Annotated in this window: 27 protein-coding genes and 1 pseudogene; 7 read left to right on the top strand and 21 right to left on the bottom strand. The window is 26.4% G+C overall.

The genetic code is table 4. From position 1 onward, the window contains the following. Positions 1 to 16: 16 nt before the first annotated feature. The 5 genes from ACQH23_RS11550 to ACQH23_RS11570 form a co-directional block, all read right to left on the bottom strand. Positions 17 to 496 carry a hypothetical protein gene (locus tag ACQH23_RS11550; RefSeq protein ID WP_425378428.1) on the bottom strand — a complete coding sequence of 160 codons (480 nt, stop codon included), beginning with the start codon at positions 494 to 496 and terminating at the stop codon, positions 17 to 19. Between the two features lie 81 nt (positions 497 to 577). Beyond that, positions 578 to 931, bottom strand: a complete 354-nt coding sequence (locus tag ACQH23_RS11555) for a hypothetical protein (protein ID WP_425378429.1) — start codon at positions 929 to 931, stop codon at positions 578 to 580. Positions 932 to 1,411: 480 nt separating this feature from the next. After that, positions 1,412 to 2,668, bottom strand: a complete 1,257-nt coding sequence (locus tag ACQH23_RS11560; protein ID WP_425378430.1) for an ISNCY family transposase — start codon at positions 2,666 to 2,668, stop codon at positions 1,412 to 1,414. A gap of 86 nt (positions 2,669 to 2,754) precedes the next feature. After that, positions 2,755 to 3,291 carry a UPF0236 family transposase-like protein gene (locus ACQH23_RS11565; protein ID WP_425378431.1) on the bottom strand — a complete coding sequence of 179 codons (537 nt, stop codon included), beginning with the start codon at positions 3,289 to 3,291 and terminating at the stop codon, positions 2,755 to 2,757. Positions 3,292 to 3,296: 5 nt separating this feature from the next. After that, positions 3,297 to 3,575, bottom strand: a complete 279-nt coding sequence (locus tag ACQH23_RS11570; protein ID WP_425378432.1) for a hypothetical protein — start codon at positions 3,573 to 3,575, stop codon at positions 3,297 to 3,299. A gap of 418 nt (positions 3,576 to 3,993) precedes the next feature. Between ACQH23_RS11570 and ACQH23_RS11575 the strand changes: the two genes are divergently transcribed. The 3 genes from ACQH23_RS11575 (at position 3,994) to ACQH23_RS11585 (ending at position 5,158) form a co-directional block, all read left to right on the top strand. Continuing rightward, positions 3,994 to 4,278 (top strand): helix-turn-helix domain-containing protein, encoded by a 285-nt coding sequence (locus ACQH23_RS11575; protein WP_425378433.1) that lies wholly within the window; start codon positions 3,994 to 3,996, stop codon positions 4,276 to 4,278. After that, positions 4,263 to 4,655, top strand: coding sequence for a transposase family protein (locus tag ACQH23_RS11580; protein ID WP_425379349.1), 393 nt, complete (start codon positions 4,263 to 4,265; stop codon positions 4,653 to 4,655). Before ACQH23_RS11575 ends, ACQH23_RS11580 begins: the two co-directional genes overlap by 16 nt. Positions 4,656 to 4,852: 197 nt before the next feature. Beyond that, positions 4,853 to 5,158, top strand: coding sequence for a hypothetical protein (locus ACQH23_RS11585; protein WP_425378434.1), 306 nt, complete (start codon positions 4,853 to 4,855; stop codon positions 5,156 to 5,158). A 250-nt stretch (positions 5,159 to 5,408) separates the two neighbouring features. On the opposite strand, the gene ACQH23_RS11590 is transcribed toward ACQH23_RS11585, so the two are convergent. After that, positions 5,409 to 6,332 carry a pseudouridine synthase gene (locus tag ACQH23_RS11590; RefSeq protein ID WP_425378435.1) on the bottom strand — a complete coding sequence of 308 codons (924 nt, stop codon included), beginning with the start codon at positions 6,330 to 6,332 and terminating at the stop codon, positions 5,409 to 5,411. 291 nt (positions 6,333 to 6,623) lie between these two features. On the opposite strand from ACQH23_RS11590, the gene ACQH23_RS11595 reads away from it, so the two are divergent. Then, positions 6,624 to 6,974 (top strand): IS1/IS1595 family N-terminal zinc-binding domain-containing protein, encoded by a 351-nt coding sequence (locus ACQH23_RS11595; RefSeq protein ID WP_425378436.1) that lies wholly within the window; start codon positions 6,624 to 6,626, stop codon positions 6,972 to 6,974. Here the strand turns inward: ACQH23_RS11595 and ACQH23_RS11600 are convergent. Both ACQH23_RS11600 and ACQH23_RS11605 read right to left on the bottom strand, forming a co-directional pair. Beyond that, on the bottom strand, positions 6,958 to 7,677 hold the full coding sequence (locus ACQH23_RS11600; RefSeq protein ID WP_425379350.1) for an IS30 family transposase: 720 nt from the start codon (positions 7,675 to 7,677) through the stop codon (positions 6,958 to 6,960). The genes ACQH23_RS11595 and ACQH23_RS11600 overlap by 17 nt on opposite strands. Continuing rightward, positions 7,678 to 7,908, bottom strand: a complete 231-nt coding sequence (locus ACQH23_RS11605; protein ID WP_425378437.1) for a helix-turn-helix domain-containing protein — start codon at positions 7,906 to 7,908, stop codon at positions 7,678 to 7,680. It abuts the gene before it with no gap. Positions 7,909 to 8,027: 119 nt separating this feature from the next. Here ACQH23_RS11605 and ACQH23_RS11610 point away from each other — a divergent pair, with 119 nt between their 5' ends. Continuing rightward, positions 8,028 to 8,669 carry a transposase gene (locus ACQH23_RS11610; RefSeq protein WP_425378438.1) on the top strand — a complete coding sequence of 214 codons (642 nt, stop codon included), beginning with the start codon at positions 8,028 to 8,030 and terminating at the stop codon, positions 8,667 to 8,669. A gap of 167 nt (positions 8,670 to 8,836) precedes the next feature. Beyond that, complete coding sequence (locus ACQH23_RS11615; protein WP_425379351.1) at positions 8,837 to 12,325, top strand: FtsX-like permease family protein; 3,489 nt, start codon at positions 8,837 to 8,839, stop codon at positions 12,323 to 12,325. 506 nt (positions 12,326 to 12,831) lie between these two features. Here ACQH23_RS11615 and ACQH23_RS11620 read toward each other — a convergent pair. From ACQH23_RS11620 to ACQH23_RS11660, 9 genes and pseudogenes are all read right to left on the bottom strand, one after another. Continuing rightward, the gene (locus tag ACQH23_RS11620) at positions 12,832 to 12,963 is read right to left on the bottom strand and encodes a hypothetical protein (protein WP_425378439.1); all 132 of its coding nucleotides are present in this window, start codon (positions 12,961 to 12,963) and stop codon (positions 12,832 to 12,834) included. Positions 12,964 to 13,015: 52 nt separating this feature from the next. Further along, positions 13,016 to 13,777 carry a hypothetical protein gene (locus ACQH23_RS11625; RefSeq protein WP_425378440.1) on the bottom strand — a complete coding sequence of 254 codons (762 nt, stop codon included), beginning with the start codon at positions 13,775 to 13,777 and terminating at the stop codon, positions 13,016 to 13,018. A 115-nt stretch (positions 13,778 to 13,892) separates the two neighbouring features. Continuing rightward, positions 13,893 to 14,294, bottom strand: a complete 402-nt coding sequence (rpsI, locus tag ACQH23_RS11630) for a 30S ribosomal protein S9 (protein ID WP_425378441.1) — start codon at positions 14,292 to 14,294, stop codon at positions 13,893 to 13,895. An 11-nt stretch (positions 14,295 to 14,305) separates the two neighbouring features. Then, positions 14,306 to 14,746, bottom strand: coding sequence for a 50S ribosomal protein L13 (gene rplM, locus ACQH23_RS11635; RefSeq protein WP_425378442.1), 441 nt, complete (start codon positions 14,744 to 14,746; stop codon positions 14,306 to 14,308). Positions 14,747 to 14,857: 111 nt separating this feature from the next. Further along, positions 14,858 to 16,099 (bottom strand): serine hydroxymethyltransferase, encoded by a 1,242-nt coding sequence (glyA, locus tag ACQH23_RS11640; RefSeq protein ID WP_425378443.1) that lies wholly within the window; start codon positions 16,097 to 16,099, stop codon positions 14,858 to 14,860. 89 nt (positions 16,100 to 16,188) lie between these two features. Then, a complete protein-coding gene (locus ACQH23_RS11645; RefSeq protein WP_425378444.1) occupies positions 16,189 to 17,091 on the bottom strand; it encodes a hypothetical protein in 903 nt (300 codons plus the stop codon). 127 nt (positions 17,092 to 17,218) lie between these two features. After that, entirely contained in the window at positions 17,219 to 17,881 is a 663-nt protein-coding gene (locus ACQH23_RS11650; RefSeq protein ID WP_425378445.1) for a uracil-DNA glycosylase, read from the bottom strand. A 471-nt stretch (positions 17,882 to 18,352) separates the two neighbouring features. Then, a complete protein-coding gene (locus tag ACQH23_RS11655) occupies positions 18,353 to 18,994 on the bottom strand; it encodes a transposase (RefSeq protein WP_425378446.1) in 642 nt (213 codons plus the stop codon). Between the two features lie 117 nt (positions 18,995 to 19,111). Next, positions 19,112 to 19,225: pseudogene (locus tag ACQH23_RS11660) on the bottom strand (hypothetical protein); the annotation flags it as partial. A 244-nt stretch (positions 19,226 to 19,469) separates the two neighbouring features. Between ACQH23_RS11660 and ACQH23_RS11665 the strand changes: the two are divergent. Further along, positions 19,470 to 20,072 carry an IMPACT family protein gene (locus ACQH23_RS11665; RefSeq protein ID WP_425378447.1) on the top strand — a complete coding sequence of 201 codons (603 nt, stop codon included), beginning with the start codon at positions 19,470 to 19,472 and terminating at the stop codon, positions 20,070 to 20,072. Here the strand turns inward: ACQH23_RS11665 and trmB are convergent. The 4 genes from trmB to ACQH23_RS11685 form a co-directional block, all read right to left on the bottom strand. Beyond that, a complete protein-coding gene (trmB, locus tag ACQH23_RS11670; RefSeq protein ID WP_425378448.1) occupies positions 20,047 to 20,688 on the bottom strand; it encodes a tRNA (guanosine(46)-N7)-methyltransferase TrmB in 642 nt (213 codons plus the stop codon). The two genes, ACQH23_RS11665 and trmB, sit on opposite strands and share 26 nt — an antisense overlap. After that, positions 20,672 to 20,923 carry a hypothetical protein gene (locus ACQH23_RS11675; protein WP_425379353.1) on the bottom strand — a complete coding sequence of 84 codons (252 nt, stop codon included), beginning with the start codon at positions 20,921 to 20,923 and terminating at the stop codon, positions 20,672 to 20,674. The genes trmB and ACQH23_RS11675 overlap by 17 nt, the downstream gene beginning before the upstream one ends. Positions 20,924 to 20,952: 29 nt before the next feature. Further along, on the bottom strand, positions 20,953 to 21,903 hold the full coding sequence (locus ACQH23_RS11680; protein ID WP_425378449.1) for an IS30 family transposase: 951 nt from the start codon (positions 21,901 to 21,903) through the stop codon (positions 20,953 to 20,955). A 75-nt stretch (positions 21,904 to 21,978) separates the two neighbouring features. Further along, positions 21,979 to 22,176 (bottom strand): hypothetical protein, encoded by a 198-nt coding sequence (locus ACQH23_RS11685; RefSeq protein WP_425378450.1) that lies wholly within the window; start codon positions 22,174 to 22,176, stop codon positions 21,979 to 21,981. Between the last annotated feature and the right edge of the window lie 170 nt (positions 22,177 to 22,346).

Consider the following 22,346-nt stretch of genomic DNA (forward strand, 5'->3'; position numbering starts at 1 on the left):
ATCTCTTTTCCTATTTTTATCTTGGTTTAAATGTAATTTTAATAGAGTTATTACTATTATTTCTAATACCTAATACATTTTTGTTATTAATATCTATTGTTATATTTTTATTATTACCTCTAATATGATAATATTTGGAACTTTCTAATATTCTTCCTCATAAATATATAATTATTACTTTTGAAAATCTAATTTTTAATTTTACATCATTAGTATAATATGCTTGTAAATATGTTTCTTCAATTTTACGATTAACATCATAATTTAATTTAGTAATCATAGGCAGAAAAAATAAAGTACCATTATTCTGTTTAGTTTTATAACTTTGTTCATAATAACTGTCTGATAATCCATAAGTATTTCAAATATCAAACGTTTTAATATCATTTATTGGTATTTCTTTTGTATCATTTATTGTAAAAATATTACCGAAACTAACTTTATCAACTTGTGAATGACCATTTTGTACTAAAGTTATATCAGCTAATGGCCCCAAATCAATATTACAATTATCATAACCACCCGATAAAATAACATTTCTATTGGGAATAAAATTATTTATATCTGGTTTTCCACATTAAACTTGTAAATTATTAAGATTACTTATTTCTATTGTTTTATAAGAACTAATAAATTTATCTATACTTTGAATTGTTGGGTCAATTTGTTTTAAATCAATTTCTATTTCATAATAACCAGAATTATAATCATCATTAAATAAATTCAATATTGGAATACCAGTATTTTTTTTACATTGTATTGGTGCTGTAATTTTGGTTTTTAATGGTTGTACTGTATTAGCACCTCAGATATCTTTTGTATAATGTTGATATTTATATGGAACTGGTGGTAATACATATTGTGGATAATTAAATGTAGGTATTTCATAGTCGTGTGGTAATAAGAAACTAGTTTTATAATTAGTTGTCATATCTCGTAAATAATTATTTAATGTACTTTTTGTTTTTCCACGAAAACTCCATACTGATAATCTTAAATAATCTTCTTCATTATTAGTATATGGGTTATCAGCATAAAAGATAATTTCAAAATTACCTTTATATAAAGCTTGTATTGAAAAAATATCAATTATATAACTACAATTTGTCCCATCTGGTGTTTGTAAGAATTCACAATCATTATCTTCTTCACCGTCACTAACTGGTGTTTGAGCATCTACTGCTGTTGTAAGTTCATTAATTAAATAAATTCGGTTAGTTTTTTGATTTAATTGTTTTAGATTATATGTTGAATAAACTATATTATTTGTTGGTTTACCATCCTTAGTTAAAACAGTACCTACTAATTTATCAGTGCTGAATTATACTTGCACTTACAAGTATAATTCAGCTTATAAATAATTTATTTTTTTTAAAAAATAGTGTCAATATCTAGCAAAAATTTCGTAAAATTATTTAATTGATAATGTTTGTAATGTATATTGATTATTTCAAGGATGATTTGGTTTTGGTTTATGTGCTTTAGATTTGGGAACTTTGTTTTCAATATTTTTAATAGGAACCGGAATGTATTCTAATAAATTATATATTTGATTGTTATATTTTAAATATAATGTTTCATCAAATGCTTTAATTACTGTAATTTTTGTTTTTGAATTAAAGACTTTTAACTTTTTATTATTATAAGCGATATATTTTTTCTTGTTATAACTAATTGATGAACCATTGTCTGTTTGTCGCGTTGAAGTGATTGATAAAAATAAATTAATTTTGTCATTATTAGGAGCGTCAACAAAGACAGAATTGTTATAATCAATAGGAATGGCAAATTGTTTATTGAATTTGGTTATAAATTCTTTTAAGAATGTATTTGCTTCTTCAATAGTGGTTACTCCTGCGAGAATTAATTCATTTTTCAAGCGATCTTGTAGAGTGCCTCATAAACGTTCAATTCGTCCCTTTGCTTGGGGAATTGAAGTAGTTATACCTAATTCATCACAGCATCGGCTGAATTGAGTAAAGGTGTCTTTTTCTTCGGTTTTATCACTACTTTTTTGGTATGTAAAGATTGTTCGTTTATCGGTATAAAATGTCATGGGAATTCCATAATTTCGTAAAATTTGATGTAAAACATTATAATAACCTTGTAATGTTTCTTGACAAGCAAAATATAATCCAACAACCGTATTTGTTGTATCATCAATTGCGCCATGTAAAAATCATTTTGGACCATTTGGTCCTAATCAATGATGTTCACTGGCATCAGCTTGTAATAGTTCGCCGAAACATTTTCGACGTTCTCTTAAAGGGTGGGTTTTATCTTTTTTCTTTATTTTTTGCTTTCGAGGTGTTTTAATTTGATTTAAGGACATTAATTTGTATAAAACTGAATATGAAATGTTTATTCCTTCATTTTCGATTAATTTTTCTTTGAAATGAGTAAAATTAAAGCCAATATATTTAGTTTTATATAAATTTATAATCTTTTCACAAATTTGTAGATTTGTTTTATTGTGAGCTATCCTTCCGCGAGAATGGTGAGCAAATGATTGACTATTTTGTGGATCATAAAGTTTTATAAGTTGTTCAATGCGACGAATTGATAAGTGTAAAATATTTGCAGCTCTTTGCTTTGATATTTTATTGTTAATAATTTTTTCAATTGTTTTGTATTTATGTTGTTCTTTCATTGTTAGTTTTCTTTCCATTGTTATCACCATTTTTAATTTTAAATGGTTGCGAAATTTTTGCTAGATAACTATTACGAAATTATCACAAGATAAGGACATTTTTTTTAAAAAATAGTTGCATTTATTTTAAATAATGTTATTATCAATTTAACAAGAGATACAAATTTGGAGCTTGTATCTACACAATGCCTTTTATTAAATAAATAACGTTTATAATATCGTGGACCACGGAGACAATCTTTAATTTTTTTAATAACATGGAAACGATCAATGATAAATTCAACATTGATGTGTTTTTCAACCGTTGAAATATATTGTGCACCATCACCAAGCACAATAATTTTAGCTGTCTCGGGTGATTCATAATTTAAGTTAATAAATTCTTTAATTCATTGTCAGTATTTTTTAGAGTTAATTTTTTTAACTTCATTAGTCATTGTTACTAGAAATTTGACATTATGCATTGTTTTTCGTATTGTTTTAGGATCTTTATAACCAGTATGAAAGACGGTTAAACGGATTCTTTTCTTAATTTTTAATCGTTTTTTGATTTGATAACTAATAGCATTGCGATATGCTTCATCGGTTTCAATATAAATAACCCCATCATGTTTTAGTTTTGTATCTGGTTCATCTAGCATTAGTTCTAACAAATGTTTAATATCAAACCGTTTAATAAGGTTAAAAATTGTTTTTTTGTTATGTTAGCATTCCGATACATATTACAAATATCTTGATAACTAAAATTTATGCCTAATTTGCTGATTATTTCTAACGAAAAATCATAATCAAGTCGCTGATAACTTTCAATCCCTAATTGAATATCAAGTAAAAAGACCGTTTTTGGTTTTTTTGCCACTTGAAATTCTGGTTTTAAGATATATTTTCGTCGTTTAAAAGTAACTTCACCATTACGAAAAACCAAAGTTCGTTGATAAAATCCTTTTGGAATATAACGTGCTTTGCGTCAGTCCTTATTAAAAATATAGTTATCAATATATTCAAAAATATTTTTAAATAGTATTCAAGCTTCAGAACTAATTTCATTGTTTAAATAGGATAATAGTGCTGTAATAGGGGTATTGGGGCTAATTTAATTAATTAAATCAATAAAAGAGTTATTATTTTCGTTTAAAAACTCTTGGATTCTAGTTATAATATTCATAGGATAGTTTTCTTTCTAATTTTTTTCAAACTTAATTATACTGAAAACTTTCTTTTTTATTTTCCCCAACTTTGGCAACGCAATCAATAAAATGTTAGATATTTTAAAATAAGCCGAGTTAAAAAAATTTAAAAAAGGCGGAAAAGCTAATAAATTATCATTAGAAAATCGTTTATTAATGACTTTATCATATTGAAGAGAATACCGCACTTATTTTCATCTTGGCAAAAGTTTTGGCATTAGTGAGAGTAATTGTTATCGTAATATCAAATGAATTGAAAACACTTTAATTAAACATCCTGACTTTCAACAACTTGATGGGCAAAAAACATTAATAAATAAATATTTTAATGATAAAACAATTATTATTGATGCAACCGAAACAGCCATCCAACGCCCAAAAAAAGACAAAAACAATACTATTCCGAAAAAAAGAAAAAGCATACTATCAAAACACAAATAATCATCGAAAAAGAAAGCAAAACTATTATTGCAACAAATTTTGCTTGTGGTAAAACCGATGATTTTAGTTTATTTAAAGAATCAAAAATACCGCTTTTAAAAGCTAGCAAAGTAATAGTTGATACAGGTTATCAAGGCTTGCAAAAAATGAATCGGAATGTTTTGATTCCGCATAAAAAAACAAAGCAAAAACCTTTAAATAACGAACAAAAACAGCATAATAAATTAATTTCACAAATGAGAATCGTTATTGAAAATGTTTTTGCTATCCTTAAAAAATTTAAAATTATTACTGAAAAATATCGCAATCGTAGAAAAAGCTTTGCTTTAAGATTTAATTTAATTGCTTCAATATATAATTTTCAATTGTTATTATAAATAAGACAAGAAGTTGAATGAAAATTAACTTTAAATAATAAAATCATTTTTTGTTGTGCCAAAATAACGCATCGCTTATAAAGACTATAAGAATTAAATTAATAAGAAGTATAAATTCCTATTTGTATTTTTTCTTTATGAATTAATTTGCAATGATTATCATAGTATCGCAAGAAGTCTAGTGAATTATTGAAAATATGAATACAAAATTAATTAACAAAAATTCCATTATTATTTCTGATATGCAACCATTATATTTATTAGTAGCAAAACAAACAAGTTCTACTTTATATGCCACTAAAACTAGGACAAATCCTGATGCCAGTTATCGAAAATTAAATAAAATTAGTAAATTACAAGCAAGTCTTAAAGAAGCCTTAATTCATTATCATGGTTTAGGTTTTACTAACATTCAAAATTATTTAAATCTCTGAAAATGAAAATACCAACACAAAGGTTTAACACCAAACCAACAAGCAACGGTATTATATTTTAACATCTAAAAAAGTTAAAGAACAATAGACTTCTTGCGATACTAACAAAAATAAAAAAAATTACAAATAAAAAAAATTAAATTAAACTTTAAAATAAGCATTTTTAAAAATTTTAATTGCTTTTTAAGCATAAATAATAAGGTATCGCAAGAAGTCTAATAATAATCTTCCACCAAATTCGTTTTCAAATTGTCATATTGATGATTTTTTTGACTTTATCAAGAGTTTTCGACAAAATTAAAGCAAAATTAAAGATATTTTATGAGATTTTAATAATCTTTTCATTTAAATACGCTAAATGATCTGGTAATTTATGGAAACTTAATGTTGTTGCATATAAGGCAATCATATAAACTTTTGTTATTTGTTTCGCTCAATATTTAACATCATTGACAACCGGATGATGGAAATAACTTAACGATGCTCGAATCTGATGTTTTCGACCAGTTATTAATGTTACTTCTAATCAAGTCGCATTTGCCAATCGTTCTTGAACGATAAAATGTGTGCTAACTGCCTTTGCTATTGGTTGGGCAGTTTTAGTAAAAACCATTTTTTGATTAGGCTCATCTTTATACAAATAACCCATTAAAATAAAGTTATCTTCGGAAATAATCCCTTCACATTTCGCTAAATACTTTTTCTCAATGTATTCTTTTTGATTAATTTTTGTTAATAATAAATCTAAAGTAATTTTATTTTTAGCATATAGAACTAAGCCACGCGTTAATTTATCTAAGCGATGGACATGTGAAATAACAAAAGATTGTTCATCCTGAGGATGATATTCTTGTTTTTGAATTAAATAATTACGAACCATTGAATCTAACGAAACATGAAAATTAGAATGCATTTCAATACCATGGGGTTTATCAACCACTAAAATGTTTTCATCTTCATAAACAACTTGTAATGGTAATAATTTTGCATCAAGAATAGTTGTTTGTTGCTGGCGTTCTGTGATAACTAAATTTTTATCAAAAATAAGAATTTGATCCCCTAACTGCAGTTTATAGTTTCGCTCTTTTACTACTTTGTTATTTACCTTAATTTTTTTATTGCGGAATAACTTGTAAATAACTGATAAGGGAGTTATTTGAAACATTTTTTTAATGAAATTAAAAATCGTTTGATTAACATCATTTGCTTTCACTGTTAACGTAATAACTGTTTTTTGTTCCATACTTCTCCCATTTTTAATAGTTAAATTATATAATGAAAGTTATCATTTATACGAAGAAAAAACATTCTAAACTATCATTTTAGAATGTTTATCACCTTTTGTCTTTAATTTTGTCGAAAACTCTTGATATTTTAACAAAACCTTGATTTTATTGGGTTTTTAATAAAATGGACTTTTTACAAATTTCTATATTTTATAAGGGTTTTCTTTAATTTTGTCGAAAACTCTTGAAATTTATAAAATATATCTAAAATTAGGTATATTTTTAATATAAAGAAAGGTAAATAATTGATGGAAAAAATACTTGCAGAATTAATAAATAGTTTAACAAATGATCAATTTTTAGAATTTTATGAAAAAGTTAAAAAAGAAGCAGAATTAATCAAAAAACAAAAACGCTTAAATGAAATTGATCAAAAATTTAGAGATAAAGGTATTAAATGTCCTAATTGCAAATCTTATCATTGTGTTAAAAATGGCCATAATCCCGAAGGAAAACAAAAATATTTATGCAAAAAATGTCGGGCTAGTTTTGGTGATTTTCGTCATCATTTTACTTATTGAAGTCATTTAAATTATGAACAATGAAATTTATTAATTCGCCAAATTGTAAAGTTAAGTGCAACTAAATTATTTTTCTAACCAAATATTCGATTGGCGAAAGATAATTTAGTATTTTTCTTGGTCTTTGGTTTAAAGACAATATAAATTTATGAACTGCATTTTTAGTAGTATTTGAAAAATTAAATTTTTTAGGAAATTTTTCTCTAATTAAACCATTAGTATTTTCATTAGTACCTCTTTGTCAGGGTGAATATGCATTAGCAAAATAAATTTTCACATTTAAATTTTTTTCAAGTTGTTGTCAATTAGCAAATTCTTTACCACGATCAAATGTTATAGTCTTAACAAGATTATTTGGAAGAATTGATAAATAATGGCTAATATTTTCGTTAATAACTTTAGTAGTTCTATTTTCAACTAATATTGCTAAAGTAAATCTTGATGTTCTTTCAACTAAAGTTATTAAACATGATTTACTTTTACCTCGTGATGATACTACGGTATCACCTTCTCAATGACCAAGAGTTACGCGATTATTAACATTAGCATTTCGTTCTTTAATTGATTTACCATTAAATTTACCCCGATTTTCTTGATATTTTCGTTTCTTACCTTTTCTTCTTAAATTTTTATTAGTAACTTTTTCAAGTAATCCATAATAAATTCAATTGTAAATTGTTTTAAAACTAATAATTCATTCTTTATGAAAATTTTTAATTCTGCCATAAATTTGTTCGGGTGATCAACCTAATAATAATTTTTGTTGTACATATTTTACTAATTATCTATTTTTAAACTTATGAAAATAAATATGTGATTGTTTTATATTTTCTCCTTTATTTTGTGCAATTAATGAAAAATAATGATTATTATCTTTATTTCTATTAACTTCTCGAATAATAGTACTAATACTTCGATTAAGATTTTTAGCTATTTCACTAATTTTTATTTTAAACTTCAATTGATTCTCAATATAAATTCTTTCATCTATGCCAAGATGTTTATATCCCATATAAAAACTCCTTGCTTTATTTTTTCTAAAATAAACTTAGCATCATAAAATTTTTATATGAGATTTTTTGCAATTTTATTTACTTGCACTTACAAGTATAATTCAGCATTCAAATTTCATTGCTAGGACAATCTAGTAAAGTAATTTCCCGTTTTATTAAAACAACACCAAAAACAGCTTGATATAATCGTCAAAAATTAATGCAATCAAAACAATTAGAAAATACTCAATTAAAATTTAAAAAATTAAATGGCCAAATACAAATCGATAAAACATTTATTAAAGAAATCCATAAAGGTAATTTTAAAGATAAATTTGATAAACGAAAAACTCATCTTGATCCATTTTCCACTAACAGTAAATGTTGTATTCAAATGGCGGTTGATACTAATAATAATATTTTTGTTCAATCCACTAATACCAAAAGATTACAAAAACAGTGAATTATTGAAAATATGAATAAACAATTAATTAACAAAAATTCCATTATTATTTCTGATATGCAACCATTATATTTATTAGTAGCAAAACAAACAAGTTCTACTTTATATGCCACTAAAACTAGGACAAATCCTGATGCCAGTTATCGAAAATTAAATAAAATTAGTAAATTACAAGCAAGTCTTAAAGAAGCCTTAATTCATTATCATGGTTTAGGTTTTACTAACATTCAAAATTATTTAAATCTCTGAAAATGAAAATACCAACACAAAGATTTAACACCAAACCAACAAGCAACGGTATTATATTTTAACATCTAAAAAAGTTAAAGAACAACAATAATCTTCCATCAAATTCGTTTTCAAATTGTCATATTGATGATTTTTTTGCCTTTATCAAGAGTTTTCGACAAAATTAAAGAAGTGTTCCAAATATATTTACAATTCAGGTATAATTAAATTAGTAGATTTTGGGATGGGTGACTAATATGTGAAATCTTGCAAAAGAAGCGACGCGAGGGTTTACAAAAAAAATAACTCAATTTATTGGACTAATTTTGTTTATTATTGGTGCTGTTTTAACATTTACGGCACTTTTTTCGACGGTATTTCAAGTTAAAAACGGTTTACATGATATTAAGAAAAATAGTTTACCTTACCAATATGAAATTCATCTAGATAGTTTAAATATTGATAATACTGTGTGAAAAAGAAGTGATGATTGGAAAATAAACGAAAATAATCGTGCTTTTTTAGTGCATTTTTATGATGAAGCGAAAATTGATGATGAGCATTTAACATTTAATAATGTTCTTGCTGATGTAATGGGGTTAAATTGTGATTTAACGAATAATGAAATTTGTACTTGATCAAAAGAACCAACATATTTAAACAAACTAACTGGAACAGCTTCTTTTACGGCATTAGTTAAAAATTTTAATAATAATCTTGCTGCAACTTTTTTAAGTTATATTATTAGGAACCCTAATAAAAGTCAGTTAAATGATTTGATTATGGAAAATAATGCTAGTTTAGGTCTTAGTTTTAATGTGAGTTATCAGTTTACGGTGAATAATTTAGCAAAAGATACCCAATATTTTAATGCCACTGCTGTTAGCAAAAATAAAAAATTATTATTTAATGGTGATAGTTGACGTGGCGATGATATTTTTCATACGCCGTTTAATCGTCTTTTTGAAGTTACAAAGTGAGAACAAATTGTTGAATTAGCAGAGAATGATATTATTTTAAGCAAACAATATGCTGATTATAACCATTTAAAACTTGGGGGACATTTTAATTTAGGGGATAGTCAAAATTTACAGTTTAATATTATTGGCTATGGGGCAAAGTATAGTAACATTTACCCCGATTTAGTGAGTTTGTCAACCCTTGCGACAGGGCATAAAATTATTGATTTAAAAAATGGGTCAATGTTATTTATGAACGATCTTAATTTTAATGTTATTAAACAAAATTTTTCAAGCAGAACGGAAAAAGTTACTAGTTTTATTAATATTAATGGTGATTTAACAGACCCCAAAAAAATAACATTATTACGAAAAGTTTTAAGTAATTATTTTGTTGCTCCGGATAATGCAGTTGTTGCTTTTGAAGCTTCATTGCCAGCTCAAGTCGTAATGTTAACAAATACTGGTTTTATTATTAATACTTCAATTGCGGTTGCCTGTTCAATTATTATTTTATTTATTATTGGCTTTTTCATTAAGAAAGATATTACCTATCAAAAAAGACAAATTGGGGTTTTAAAATCATTGGGATATCATCGTTTTGAATTATCGCTTATTTTTACTTTTAATATTATTTTTACAACTTTAATTGGGTGTTTATTAGGGTGAGCTCTAAGTATTCCACTGCAAATTTATTTTACCGGTTCTAATTTATATTCCGTTGGTTTACCATTATCGTCCTTTTGCTTTAATTCGTTAATTTTTGTTTCAGCAACAATTATTATTCCGTTTATTTTTATTAGCATGGCGTTCTTAATTTCATTTATTTTGTTAAGTCGAGCCGTCCTGGATTTAATTTATGATTTAAAAGGTTCTAATTTAAATTTCCGAGCAAAAAAGGTCAAAAAAGGTCGTAAATATTCCCATTTTGGATTAACATTTAATGTTCATTTATCACTTACTTTTGCCTTAAAATCATTAGGGAAATGGGTGATGGTCTTAGTTGTTTTAGCTTTTTCATCATTTTTATTAATTTTTCAATTAGATGCGGGGATTATGGCCCAAGGGATTGTGGAAGATTCTTTCCGTTATTTTAAAAATGATATTAAGTCATATTTAATTGCTAGTTATGATCAACAAGATATTGCGCAAGAAGCACTTAATAAAAAACCTTATCATTGAATTTCTGCTGATAAACGGACTGAATATTACCATGAGGCAAATATTTTTGATGATAATAAAACATTTAATTTTCCAAATCCCTTAATGTGTTTTACAGATTTATTTATTTCAAACGCGAATAATGCAAAGCAAGATTGTGGTGATTTATTAAATATTATTGGTGATCCAAGTGGTTCAAGTATTATTGAAAGTAAGATTAATTATGATCCTAACACAAAAACATATCCATATTTAAATGTCAAGACAGTTAAAGCAATTGCTAATTATAAAGTTAAGAGTTCTGATTCTGGAGAATGAATTAATGGCTGAGATAATTTAATAAAAATTATTAATATAATTAAACCAATTTTAATTAAAAACGGGGTAAACGAAGCCGATATTCAAGCAATTATTAGTGGGATTAATTTAATTAATGGTTTAAATTCAATGGTGCATGGCCAATATCCGGATGTTTATTTAGGACCATATATGGTTTATGATAAAAATTATGATTTTCCGTATGTCTTCTTACCAGCAGGTTGAAGCCCTGATGATCACAAAAATTCAAAAAATCCTGTTTTGCAATTAAATGTTGTTGGGTTAACAAGTGATGAAACAGAGCGTAATCAGTTGTTAAACTATCGTTCCAAAACAGTATCAAGTGATGTTGTTCAAACAGAAGTCTTTGATTATCAAATTAGTGAAGAACCAACGGGGGGTGATCCAAGTGGGCCAATTAATGAACCAATTCTGGTTGTCATGGCCAAACGAGTGTATCAATCAATGAATTTATTGCCGGGCGAACTTTTTAAATTAAATGTTCGCATTACAAATGCTATTGGTTATGTTCCTGTTATTTTTAAAGTTGTTGGCTCAAATGATGCTGATATTAGTTCAAGTAACATTTATATGAATCAAGATTCATTAATTACAATTATGAATCAATGAGTTAATTTAACAAAAAAAGGGCAGAAATTTTTACCAGATTCTTATTATAATGCTGTTGCATCACGGGCTAGTCCATTAGGAGTAACCCTACAGCCGTATCGCCTTCTTTCTTTATTTTCATTAACCAATAATTATAATTTCACGATGTTTGATGAAAACAAAAAATCGGATTATAAAAATATTCTTGATTTAAGAACAAATCTAAAATTATTAAATGGGCTTAATAAGATTTGACCATTCGATACTTTACGTGAAAACTATTCGCAAGGAATGCTGGTTGTTAAGGATGTTCTTATTGTTTTAGAGGGTCTAACAATTATTATTGTTGCTTTAATTTTAGCCGTGTTAATTTCAATGGTTCTGGATGAGAATCGGCGAACGATTTTGACTTTAAAAGTGTTGGGGTACCCGACATGGAAAATTATTTGAATTGTCTTAGACTTCTATTTATTAGCAATTATCATTGGTTATGTTTTAAGTTATGTCATTGCGCAATTGTTATGGAATGTTATTGCTAATTTTGTCTTTAAAAACACCGGAATGTTATTAATTCCTTCCTTCTCGTTTTTTGTTGTTTCCATTGCAACATTAGCAATTGGCTTTATTTTAATTTTAGTAATTGGTGTTGGAATTTGAAAAATTAAGAAAAATAAATTAACAAATATTACAGTGGAATAAGAAATGTTATTGGTCGTATAAATTATTTTGAGGTCTTAAATTAATACCTTAGAAATTGTGGAATATTAGACTTCTTGCGATACTAACAAAAATAAAAAAATTACAAATTAAAAAAATTAAATTAAACTTTAAAATAAGCATTTTTAAAAATTTTAATTGCTTTTTAAGCATAAATAATAAGGTATCGCAAGAAGTCTATTGAATATTTTGTATTAAATCCAATGAATTTTTATAATTTAATGATTTTCTTGGCATTGAATTTATTTTCAATGCTATTTTATTTAAGTCATCTTGATAAATTAGACTGCACTAGACTGCACTAGACTGCACCCAAAAAAGTAAGTAAAGAAAAAAAGTCTTTGCTAAACTTTTTTTCTTTACTTACTTTTTTGGGTGCAGTCTACATAATAAATTTTAATTAGTTCTTTTTTAAAATCATAGTTCCCTTTTGCTTGTTGCTCTTTTGTTTCTGCAATATTAACCCCTAAATCATAAATATTTGTTCCCTATTGGGCATAACTATCACTAAAATTAAAAGTAAACAATGATAATGGTGTTTCTTTTTGATATGTTCGATTAATATCGAAACTAGTAATACTTAGATTAGTTAATTGTTTTAAAACTAAATATTTATTCAAATTGTCTAATAATAGTTCTAACTCAACGATAATTATTTCTTCAAATAAATGACTAGTTATTAATTTTTTTAATAAAATGCTTTTTATAAACATATCAAAAATTATGCGCTAAAAATCGAGCATCATTAAACTTTTTTTCCATCGCAACGGTTTTCGTAATTTTAATATACTCTGTTAATTTTCGTTTTAAATACAAACAAGAATTATTCCGTTTATATTCTAAATTTTGCGCTTGAAATTGTAAATATTGTAATCATTGTTCTTTTTCATCCACAAAAAATGAAGTTAAAAATTTCATATTCGCTATTGCATTTGAGTCAAAAATAGTTCGCACTTTTGCCTCTTCAATGCGAAAATTATCCGAAATCTCAAGAACAACTCCGGTTGCCAATGTTTCAAATTCTTGTTTTTCTTTTTCCATCGCTGTTAAAAAAATATTTTTAACATTTACAATCCCAATTTTAGGATCAATATCTCCGAGGGTTGTTAATGATAAATTTGAATCTAACATTTCATCTAATAAAGTAATCGATTTGAAGCGAATCAAAATATCATAAAATTTCTTTTCTTCGCCCTTTTGTCCTTTTTTGATTTTTGCTTGATCATTAATTAAAGCAACAAAAAAATCAGCAATACATATATTAGTTTTGGAAAAAGTATCTAAGGCTTGCACTGTTGTAATGTTCTTTATGTGAAGGTTCTTAACATTTTCATCAGTAAATTTATTTTTTGCATTTGTTAAAAAATAAAAATTTAATAATAAATTATTAATCCGATATTTGTCTCCCTGAATTGTAAATTCCGTCAGTGTCATTAGTTCACCCTCTTATCTACATAATAATTATATTAATCTTATGGTAGATGACAAATTAAACCCAATAAATTAAAAAAAGAGCACTTTGCAAAGCAAAGTGCTCTTTTTTCGAAATCTATCTTTTTGAATATTGCGGTGCTCTTCTAGCTCCGTGTAGTCCATATTTTTTACGTTCTTTAATACGAGCATCACGAGTTAGCATGCCAGCATGTCTCAATAAAGTTTTATAATCTTGTGATGCTTCAACTAGGGCTCTAGCAATTCCTAGTCTTGTTGCACCAGCTTGTCCGGTAAAACCACCACCAAACACTTTAACACGGATATCAAATTCTGATTTTGAACCAGTAATATCTAAAGGCTGTTCCAAATCTTGCACTAATGTTGCATATGGGAAAAACTCTAACGCTGGTTTCCCATTAACAACCACATTCCCTTTACCAGGAGTCAATACAACTTGGGCAATAGAAGATTTTCTTCTTCCGGTACCACGATATATAACTTCTTGTTTTTTTGCCATATTTTCTCCTTTTATTTATTAATTAATTCTAATTTAATGGGTTGTTGTGCTTCATGTGAATGTTCATTACCTGCATAAACAAATAAATTACGGAATAATTTATTTCCTAAGATATTTTTTGGTAACATTCCCTTAATTGCGTGTTCAACTGGATAAATTGGTTTTTTAACTAACATATCCTTTGCTGTTGTTCGTTTTAATCCCCCTGGATGTTGTGAATGATGATAATATATTTTAATTTTTAATTTGTTCCCTGATAAGATAACTTTATCAGCATTTAGAATAATAACATTATCGCCACAATCAACATGCGGAGTATACGCTGGTTTATTTTTTCCTCTTAAGATCATTGCAACTTTACTTGCTAAACGTCCTAAAACTAGACCTTGAGCATCAATAACATATCATTTTTTATCAACTTTAGCTGAATTTAAGATAGTAGTTTGTCTCATGTCACTGCCTCCTCACATCATTCCGTACCAGGGTCTAATGTATAAAGCAGTAATATTATAACTAAAAATAACAGGATAATCAATTTGTTAATCTGATATTTCGAAATTTAATTATTCTTGTAATGTTCAATTTGTATAAATTGGAAAATCTTTTAGTAATTTTTGGACTTCTTTTTGATATTTTATAATATTATCATCAGTTGGTTTTTTTAAAACATGATAAATTATTCCCCCAATTTGTTGGAATTGTTTATTACTAAAACCACGGGTTGTCATTGCTGCTGTTCCTAGACGGATTCCACTAGTAACGACCGATGATTCTTTATCAAACGGAATCATATTTTTATTACAAATAATACCAATTTTTTGTAAAATTTCTTCCGCCATTTGTCCTGAAATTCCTAAACTATTTTTAACATCAACCATTAATAAATGATTATCGGTTCCATTAGCTACTAAGCGTATATTTTTGTTCTTTAATGTTGCTGCTAATACTTTGGCATTACTAATAATTTCTGCTTGATATTTATTAAATTCCGGTTGGAGTGCTTCTAAGAAACATTGAGCTTTAGCAGCAATAACATGTTCTAATGGTCCTCCTTGATTGCCCGGAAAAATAGCACTATTAATTTTTTTAGCCCATTTTTGTTTTGATAAAATTAATCCCCCACGAGGTCCCCGTAGTGTTTTATGTGTTGTTGAAGTAACCACATCAGCATATGGAATTGGTGACTGATGTAGTCCAGCAGCAACTAGTCCAGCAATATGTGCCATATCAACCATTAATAAGGCACCAACTTTATCAGCAATTTCTCGGAACTTTTTAAAATCAATCTCACGTGAATAAGCACTGGCCCCCGCCACTATTAATTTTGGTTTCACTTCCATTGCAATTTTTTCAATTGCGTCATAATTTAACATTTCGGTTTTTGGATCAACTTGATAACTATGAAAATCATATAATCGCCCAGAAAAATTAACATTATGTCCATGGGTTAAGTGCCCACCAGCTGCTAAATCCATCGCTAAAATCGTATCACGTGGTTGTAATAAAGCATAATAAGCCGCTGCATTAGCTTGACTACCTGAATGAGGCTGAACATTAGCATGCTCTGCTTGAAATAATTCTTTTACCTTATCAATTGCTAATTGTTCAAGTTTGTCAATATATTCACACCCCCCATAATAACGGTGAAACGGATACCCTTCAGCATATTTATTTGTCAAAATTGATCCGGTAATATCTAAGATTGCTTCACTAACATAATTTTCTGAAGCGATTAACTCAACATGATCTTGCTGACGTTTTAATTCCAAATTAATTAATTCTTTAATTTGTGAACTCACTTTCATTATTTTCATCCCTATTCTATAATTTCTAATATCATTATATAGAGATAAAACAAAAAAATAACTTAATTGAAAATTATTTTTTATTATTTTTAATATTGTAAATTGGCATTGGTATCTTTATGAATTAATGGTGAAACAGCTCGATATGTAATGTAAATAATCGCTGAATTAAATAATACTTTTATTGGGGCCATTGCTAACCTTGTAATCATCGTTACTCCATAACCATCAGTTCCAACATTCTTATTATGCGAAACGGTTAGGAAAGCAATATCCCCCCAAGCGGATATCAGCGTAGTTACTCAATACTCATTAACAACAGCAAGCATAATAATTGCCACTAAATCTCAATAACGTTTTTTTGTTTTGTCAAAATGACGATAAACAAACATTATAATTCAAATAATAACAATTGTTCCCCCTGTTCCAAAACCAATAATATAAAGTAATACAATTTTGCTAACTTCTAAACCCGCGAACAAAGTAATTATTTCTAATGGTGAATATCAAGTCATTATCCCCGCAAAAGTTCCAAAAATTAAAATAAAAACATTTGTTAACATAAATAAAATTCATTTATGCTTACCAACGGCACGATTAATTGAAGAAGCACAACCCGATAAAAAACCATATGAAGCAATTACAATAATATATGCAATATGAACATAAGACGGAACAAACAACATTACAATTAAGTCAGTAACAACCCCCGATAAGAGGCCAACAATTGGTCCAAAGATAAAACCACTAATTTTAACCATTAAACCTTCAAAAGCAATCCGAACGGGTGGAAAAACAGTAAATGGAACTGTTATTGAAATAATAATTGTAACTGTTGTTGAAACTGCTGATAGCATTGTAATATAAGCAATGTTTTTAGTTGTAAAACGAATCCCATGGTAGCGGTTAGGATTAATTAAATAATATAAGCCATTATAAACACAATAAATAATAAAAAATGCACCGATAACACCACTAGCAATATATGCCATTTTATTACTATATAAGATTTTCGATATATCACTAAATGTTGTTAGTAGACCCACAATATCCCCACAATCTATTTTGATAAAATAATTCCTTTTATATAGTCAGTATTTTACATATAACAATTATACATTACATTTTCCAATCAATTATGTTTTTTTTGTTTTTTAAAAGTAAATCATTAATTTTTAAAAAAAATTGCTGATCTTTAAATAAGTTATAACTAAACGGCGACGGATGCGCTCCCTTAATAATATTATCCTTATTCAAAATATATTTACTATATTGTTTAGCATAATTCCCTCATAAAACATAAATAATATCATCGCGAATCTCATTTAAATAAATAATTAAATTTTGGCTAAAAGTAGTTCAACCAACATCTTTATGACTTAATGGTGTTTTGGCAACAACACTCCCAATTGTATTGTATAAAAAAACACCTTTTTTAGCTCAATGATCTAAATTGCCACTAGCATAGTGGTCAATCTCCAAGTCTTTTTTTAATTCATGAAAAATATTAATTAAACTTGGTGGGTTTTTTATTCCATCATTAACACTGAATGCCAATCCATTTGCTTGACCCGGGCCATGATAAGGATCTTGACCAATAATGACAACCTTAATATTTTTTGGTTCAATTAAGATAAATAAACGAAAAATATCTGTTTTTGTTGGATAACAAATTTTACTTTCGTACTCTCGATCAATATTTTTTAGCAATTGTTTAAAATACGGTTTTTTAATTTCATTATCAAAAAACTCTTCTCAACCAACTGCATACTTTATTCACATTGTCATTTTCTCCTATTACCTTTATTATAGTAATCTATTAATTTTAGTTTTTTGCTTTAATTTTGTCGAAAAATCTTGATAAAGTCAAAAAACCTCATAAAATATAGAGATTTGCAAAAAATACATTTTATCAAAAACCAAATAAAATAAGGGTTTTATTAAAATATCAAGATTTTTCGACAAAATTAAAAGTTTTTTATAGAGTAATTATATCAAAAAAAGATAAAATAATATAATCAAGATACTTTAATTTTGTCGAAAAATCTTGATAAAATAGAAAAATCATCAATATGACAATTTTAAAACGAATTTGATGGAAGATTAGACTTCTTGCGATACCTTGTTATTTATGCTTAAAAAGCAATTAAAATTTTTAAAAATAATTATTTTAAAGTTTAATTTAATTTTTTTAATTTGTAATTTTTTTTATTTTTGTTAGTATCGCAAGAAGTCTATTGTTCTTTAACTTTTTTAGATGTTAAAATATAATACCGTTGCTTGTTGGTTTGGTGTTAAATCTTTGTGTTGGTATTTTCATTTTCAGAGATTTAAATAATTTTGAATGTTAGTAAAACCTAAACCATGATAATGAATTAAGGCTTCTTTAAGACTTGCTTGTAATTTACTAATTTTATTTAATTTTCGATAACTGGCATCAGGATTTGTCCTAGTTTTAGTGGCATATAAAGTCGAACTTGTTTGTTTTGCTACTAATAAATATAATGGTTGCATATCAGAAATAATAATGGAATTTTTGTTAATTAATTGTTTATTCATATTTTCAATAATTCACTGTTTTTGTAATCGTTTGGTATTAGTGGATTGAACAAAAATATTATTATTAGTATCAACCGCCATTTGAATACAACATTTACTGTTAGTGGAAAATGGATCAAGATGAGTTTTTTGTTTATCAAATTTATTTTTAAAATTACCTTTATGGATTTCTTTAATAAATGTTTCATCGATTTGTATTTGGCCATTTAATTTTTTAAATTTTAATTGAATATTTTCTAATTGTTTTGATGGCATTAATTTTTGACGATTATATCAAGCTGTTTTGGGTGTTGTTTTAATAAAACGGGAAATTACTTTACTAGATTGTCCTAGCAATGAAATTTGAATTAATAAATTTCATTGTTCATAATTTAAATGACTTCAATAAGTAAAATGATGACGAAAAGCATCAAAACTAGCCCGACATTTTTTGCATAAATATTTTTGTTTTCCTTCGGGATTATGGCCATTTTTAACACAATGATAAGATTTGCAATTAGGACATTTAATACCTTTATCTCTAAATTTTTGATCAATTTCATTTAAGCGTTTTTGTTTTTTGATTAATTCTGCTTCTTTTTTAACTTTTTCATAAAATTATAAAAATTGATCATTTGTTAAACTATTTATTAATTCTGCAAGTGTTTTTTCCATCAATTATTTACCTTTCTTTATATTAAAAATATACCTAATTTTAGATATATTTTAATAAAATAAAGGTTTTATTAAAATATCAAGAGTTTTCGACAAAATTAAAGGACAAAATTAACGTCAAGATAAAATAATTATCATAAAAATAGGAAGGTGAAAAATGCAAGAACTAAAGGAAAAAATGCCGATTGTTAATGAAATTATCATTAAAAAATCACGCTTTTTTTGTCTCCTTCAAAAAGTAACTTCCGAAAATGAAGCTCTTAAATTTATTAAAGCAAATCAACAAACTAATGCAACCCACAATTGTTATGCCTATATTATTGGAAAACACCAAGATATTATTCGAAAAAGTGATGATGGTGAACCAACTAATGCTGCTGGAAAACCAATTTTAGATATTTTACTTCATCATAATTTAACTAATGTTGTTTGTTTAGTTATTCGTTATTTTGGTGGCATTAAATTAGGCGCTGGAGGTTTAATTCGTACTTATGCGAATAGTGTTAAAACAACTTTACAAAAAACGGAATTAATTCCTTTTTTAGAAACAAAAAATATTATTATTAAATTCCCAATTACGAAAATTAAACTTGTTGATGAATATTTAACATATCATTATCAAAATTTAAAAATTAATAAAAATTTTACCGAAACCATTAGTTACCAGTTTAAATTTCCTAGTGAGCAAATTAATACCTTCACTTTATGAACCAATTATAATAAAATTAACCTAACTATTTCTGAACATATAAATAATTAATATTTTTACCAAGTTTAACAAAGCGTTGTTCATATTCAGTTGGAATATTATTAGCAAGATATGAACTATGATATAAATCTGTTGTATAATCAACAATTTTTCAATTATTATCTTGGAAAGATGTTAATGAATATTGAAATAACTGATCATTATCTGTTTTAAAATGAATTTCACCCTTATCTTGTAAAATAATTTGATAAAAATCTAAGAATATTTTATTTGTTAATCGGCGTTTTTCATGTCGTGCTTTTGGCCATGGATCAGAAAAATTTAAATATATTTTATTAATTTCTTTTGGCGCAAAAACATTGGTTAAAAGTGTCGCATCAAAAACAATTATTTTTAAATTAGGTAAATTTTCAGCAATGATTTTTTTTAAAGCTAAAAATAACACCGACGGATAACGTTCAATTGCTAAAAAATTTTGATCTGGATATTTCTTTGCTAACGCGATAATAAAGTCCCCTTTCCCCGTTCCAATTTCAATATTTAAGGTATTATTGTTCTTGAACACGTTCTTCTTTCATTGCTCCTTATAATGATCAGGGTTTGGAATGGCAAATGTCGGGTTTTCCATAATATAGTCTGTTGCTCAAGGTTTATTTCTTAATCTCATTGTTTAGTCCTTTCCTACTGTTTTTTAATAATGCTAATTTTATCTCACTGCTAACTTCAGGTTGGGGTTCATCATAAATTCCAAATAATGAACCAAACATATAATCAATTTTTAATTCTTTTAATTTACTATATCCTAAATAACTATTAACTTGTGGAGCAATTCATGCACAGTTTCAGATAACTGAGAATTTTAAATTAAAAAACGCCACCACTTCAATATGAAATGAAAGCATTTAATGCCAAATTGTAAAGTTAAGTGCAACTAAATTATTTTTCTAACCAAATATTCGATTGGCGAAAGATAATTTAGTATTTTTCTTGGTCTTTGGTTTAAAGACAATATAAATTTATGAACTGCATTTTTAGTAGTATTTGAAAAATTAAATTTTTTAGGAAATTTTTCTCTAATTAAACCATTAGTATTTTCATTAGTACCTCTTTGTCAGGGTGAATATGCATTAGCAAAATAAATTTTCACATTTAAATTTTTTTCAAGTTGTTGTCAATTAGCAAATTCTTTACCACGATCAAATGTTATAGTCTTAACAAGATTATTTGGAAGAATTGATAAATAATGGCTAATATTTTCGTTAATAACTTTAGTAGTTCTATTTTCAACTAATATTGCTAAAGTAAATCTTGATGTTCTTTCAACTAAAGTTATTAAACATGATTTACTTTTACCTCGTGATGATACTACGGTATCACCTTCTCAATGACCAAGAGTTACGCGATTATTAACATTAGCATTTCGTTCGTTAATTGATTTACCATTAAATTTACCCCGATTTTCTTGATATTTTCGTTTCTTACCTTTTCTTCTTAAATTTTTATTAGTAACTTTTTCAAGTAATCCAGAATAAATTCAATTGTAAATTGTTTTAAAACTAATAATTCATTCTTTATGAAAATTTTTAATTCTGCCATAAATTTGTTCGGGTGATCAACCTAATAATAATTTTTGTTGTACATATTTTACTAATTCTCTATTTTTAAACTTATGAAAATAAATATGTGATTGTTTTCTATTTTCTGCTTTATTTTGTGCAATTAATGAAAAATAATGATTATTATCTTTATTTATATTAACTTCTCGAATAATAGTACTAATACTTCGATTAAGATTTTTAGCTATTTCACTAATTTTTATTTTAAACTTCAATTGATTCTCAATATAAATTCTTTCATCTATGCCAAGATGTTTATATCCCATATAAAAACTCCTTGCTTTATTTTTTCTAAAATAAACTTAGCATCATAAAATTTTTATATGAGATTTTTTGCAATTTTATTTACTTGCACTTACAAGTATAATTCAGCATTCAAAAATATTTTTAAATAGTATTCAAGCTTCAGAACTAATTTCATTGTTTAAATAGGATAATAGTGCTGTAATAGGGATATTGGGGCTAATTTCATTAATTAAATCAATAAAAGAGTTATTATTTTCGTTTAAAAACTCTTGGATTCTAGTTATAATATTCATAGGATAGTTTTCTTTCTAATTTTTTTCAAACTTAATTATACTGAAAACTTTCTTATTTATTTTCCCCAACTTTAGCAACGCAATCGATAAGGACATTTCGGGCAAAAAAATCTTTACAACCTTAGAATATCAACTAAAATTAATATAAACAAGATGAAACAAAGCAAAAG

Origin of the sequence: Spiroplasma endosymbiont of Polydrusus pterygomalis (assembly GCF_964030635.1) — a bacterium.
Classification (GTDB): Bacteria; Bacillota_I; Bacilli_A; order Mycoplasmatales; family Mycoplasmataceae; genus Spiroplasma.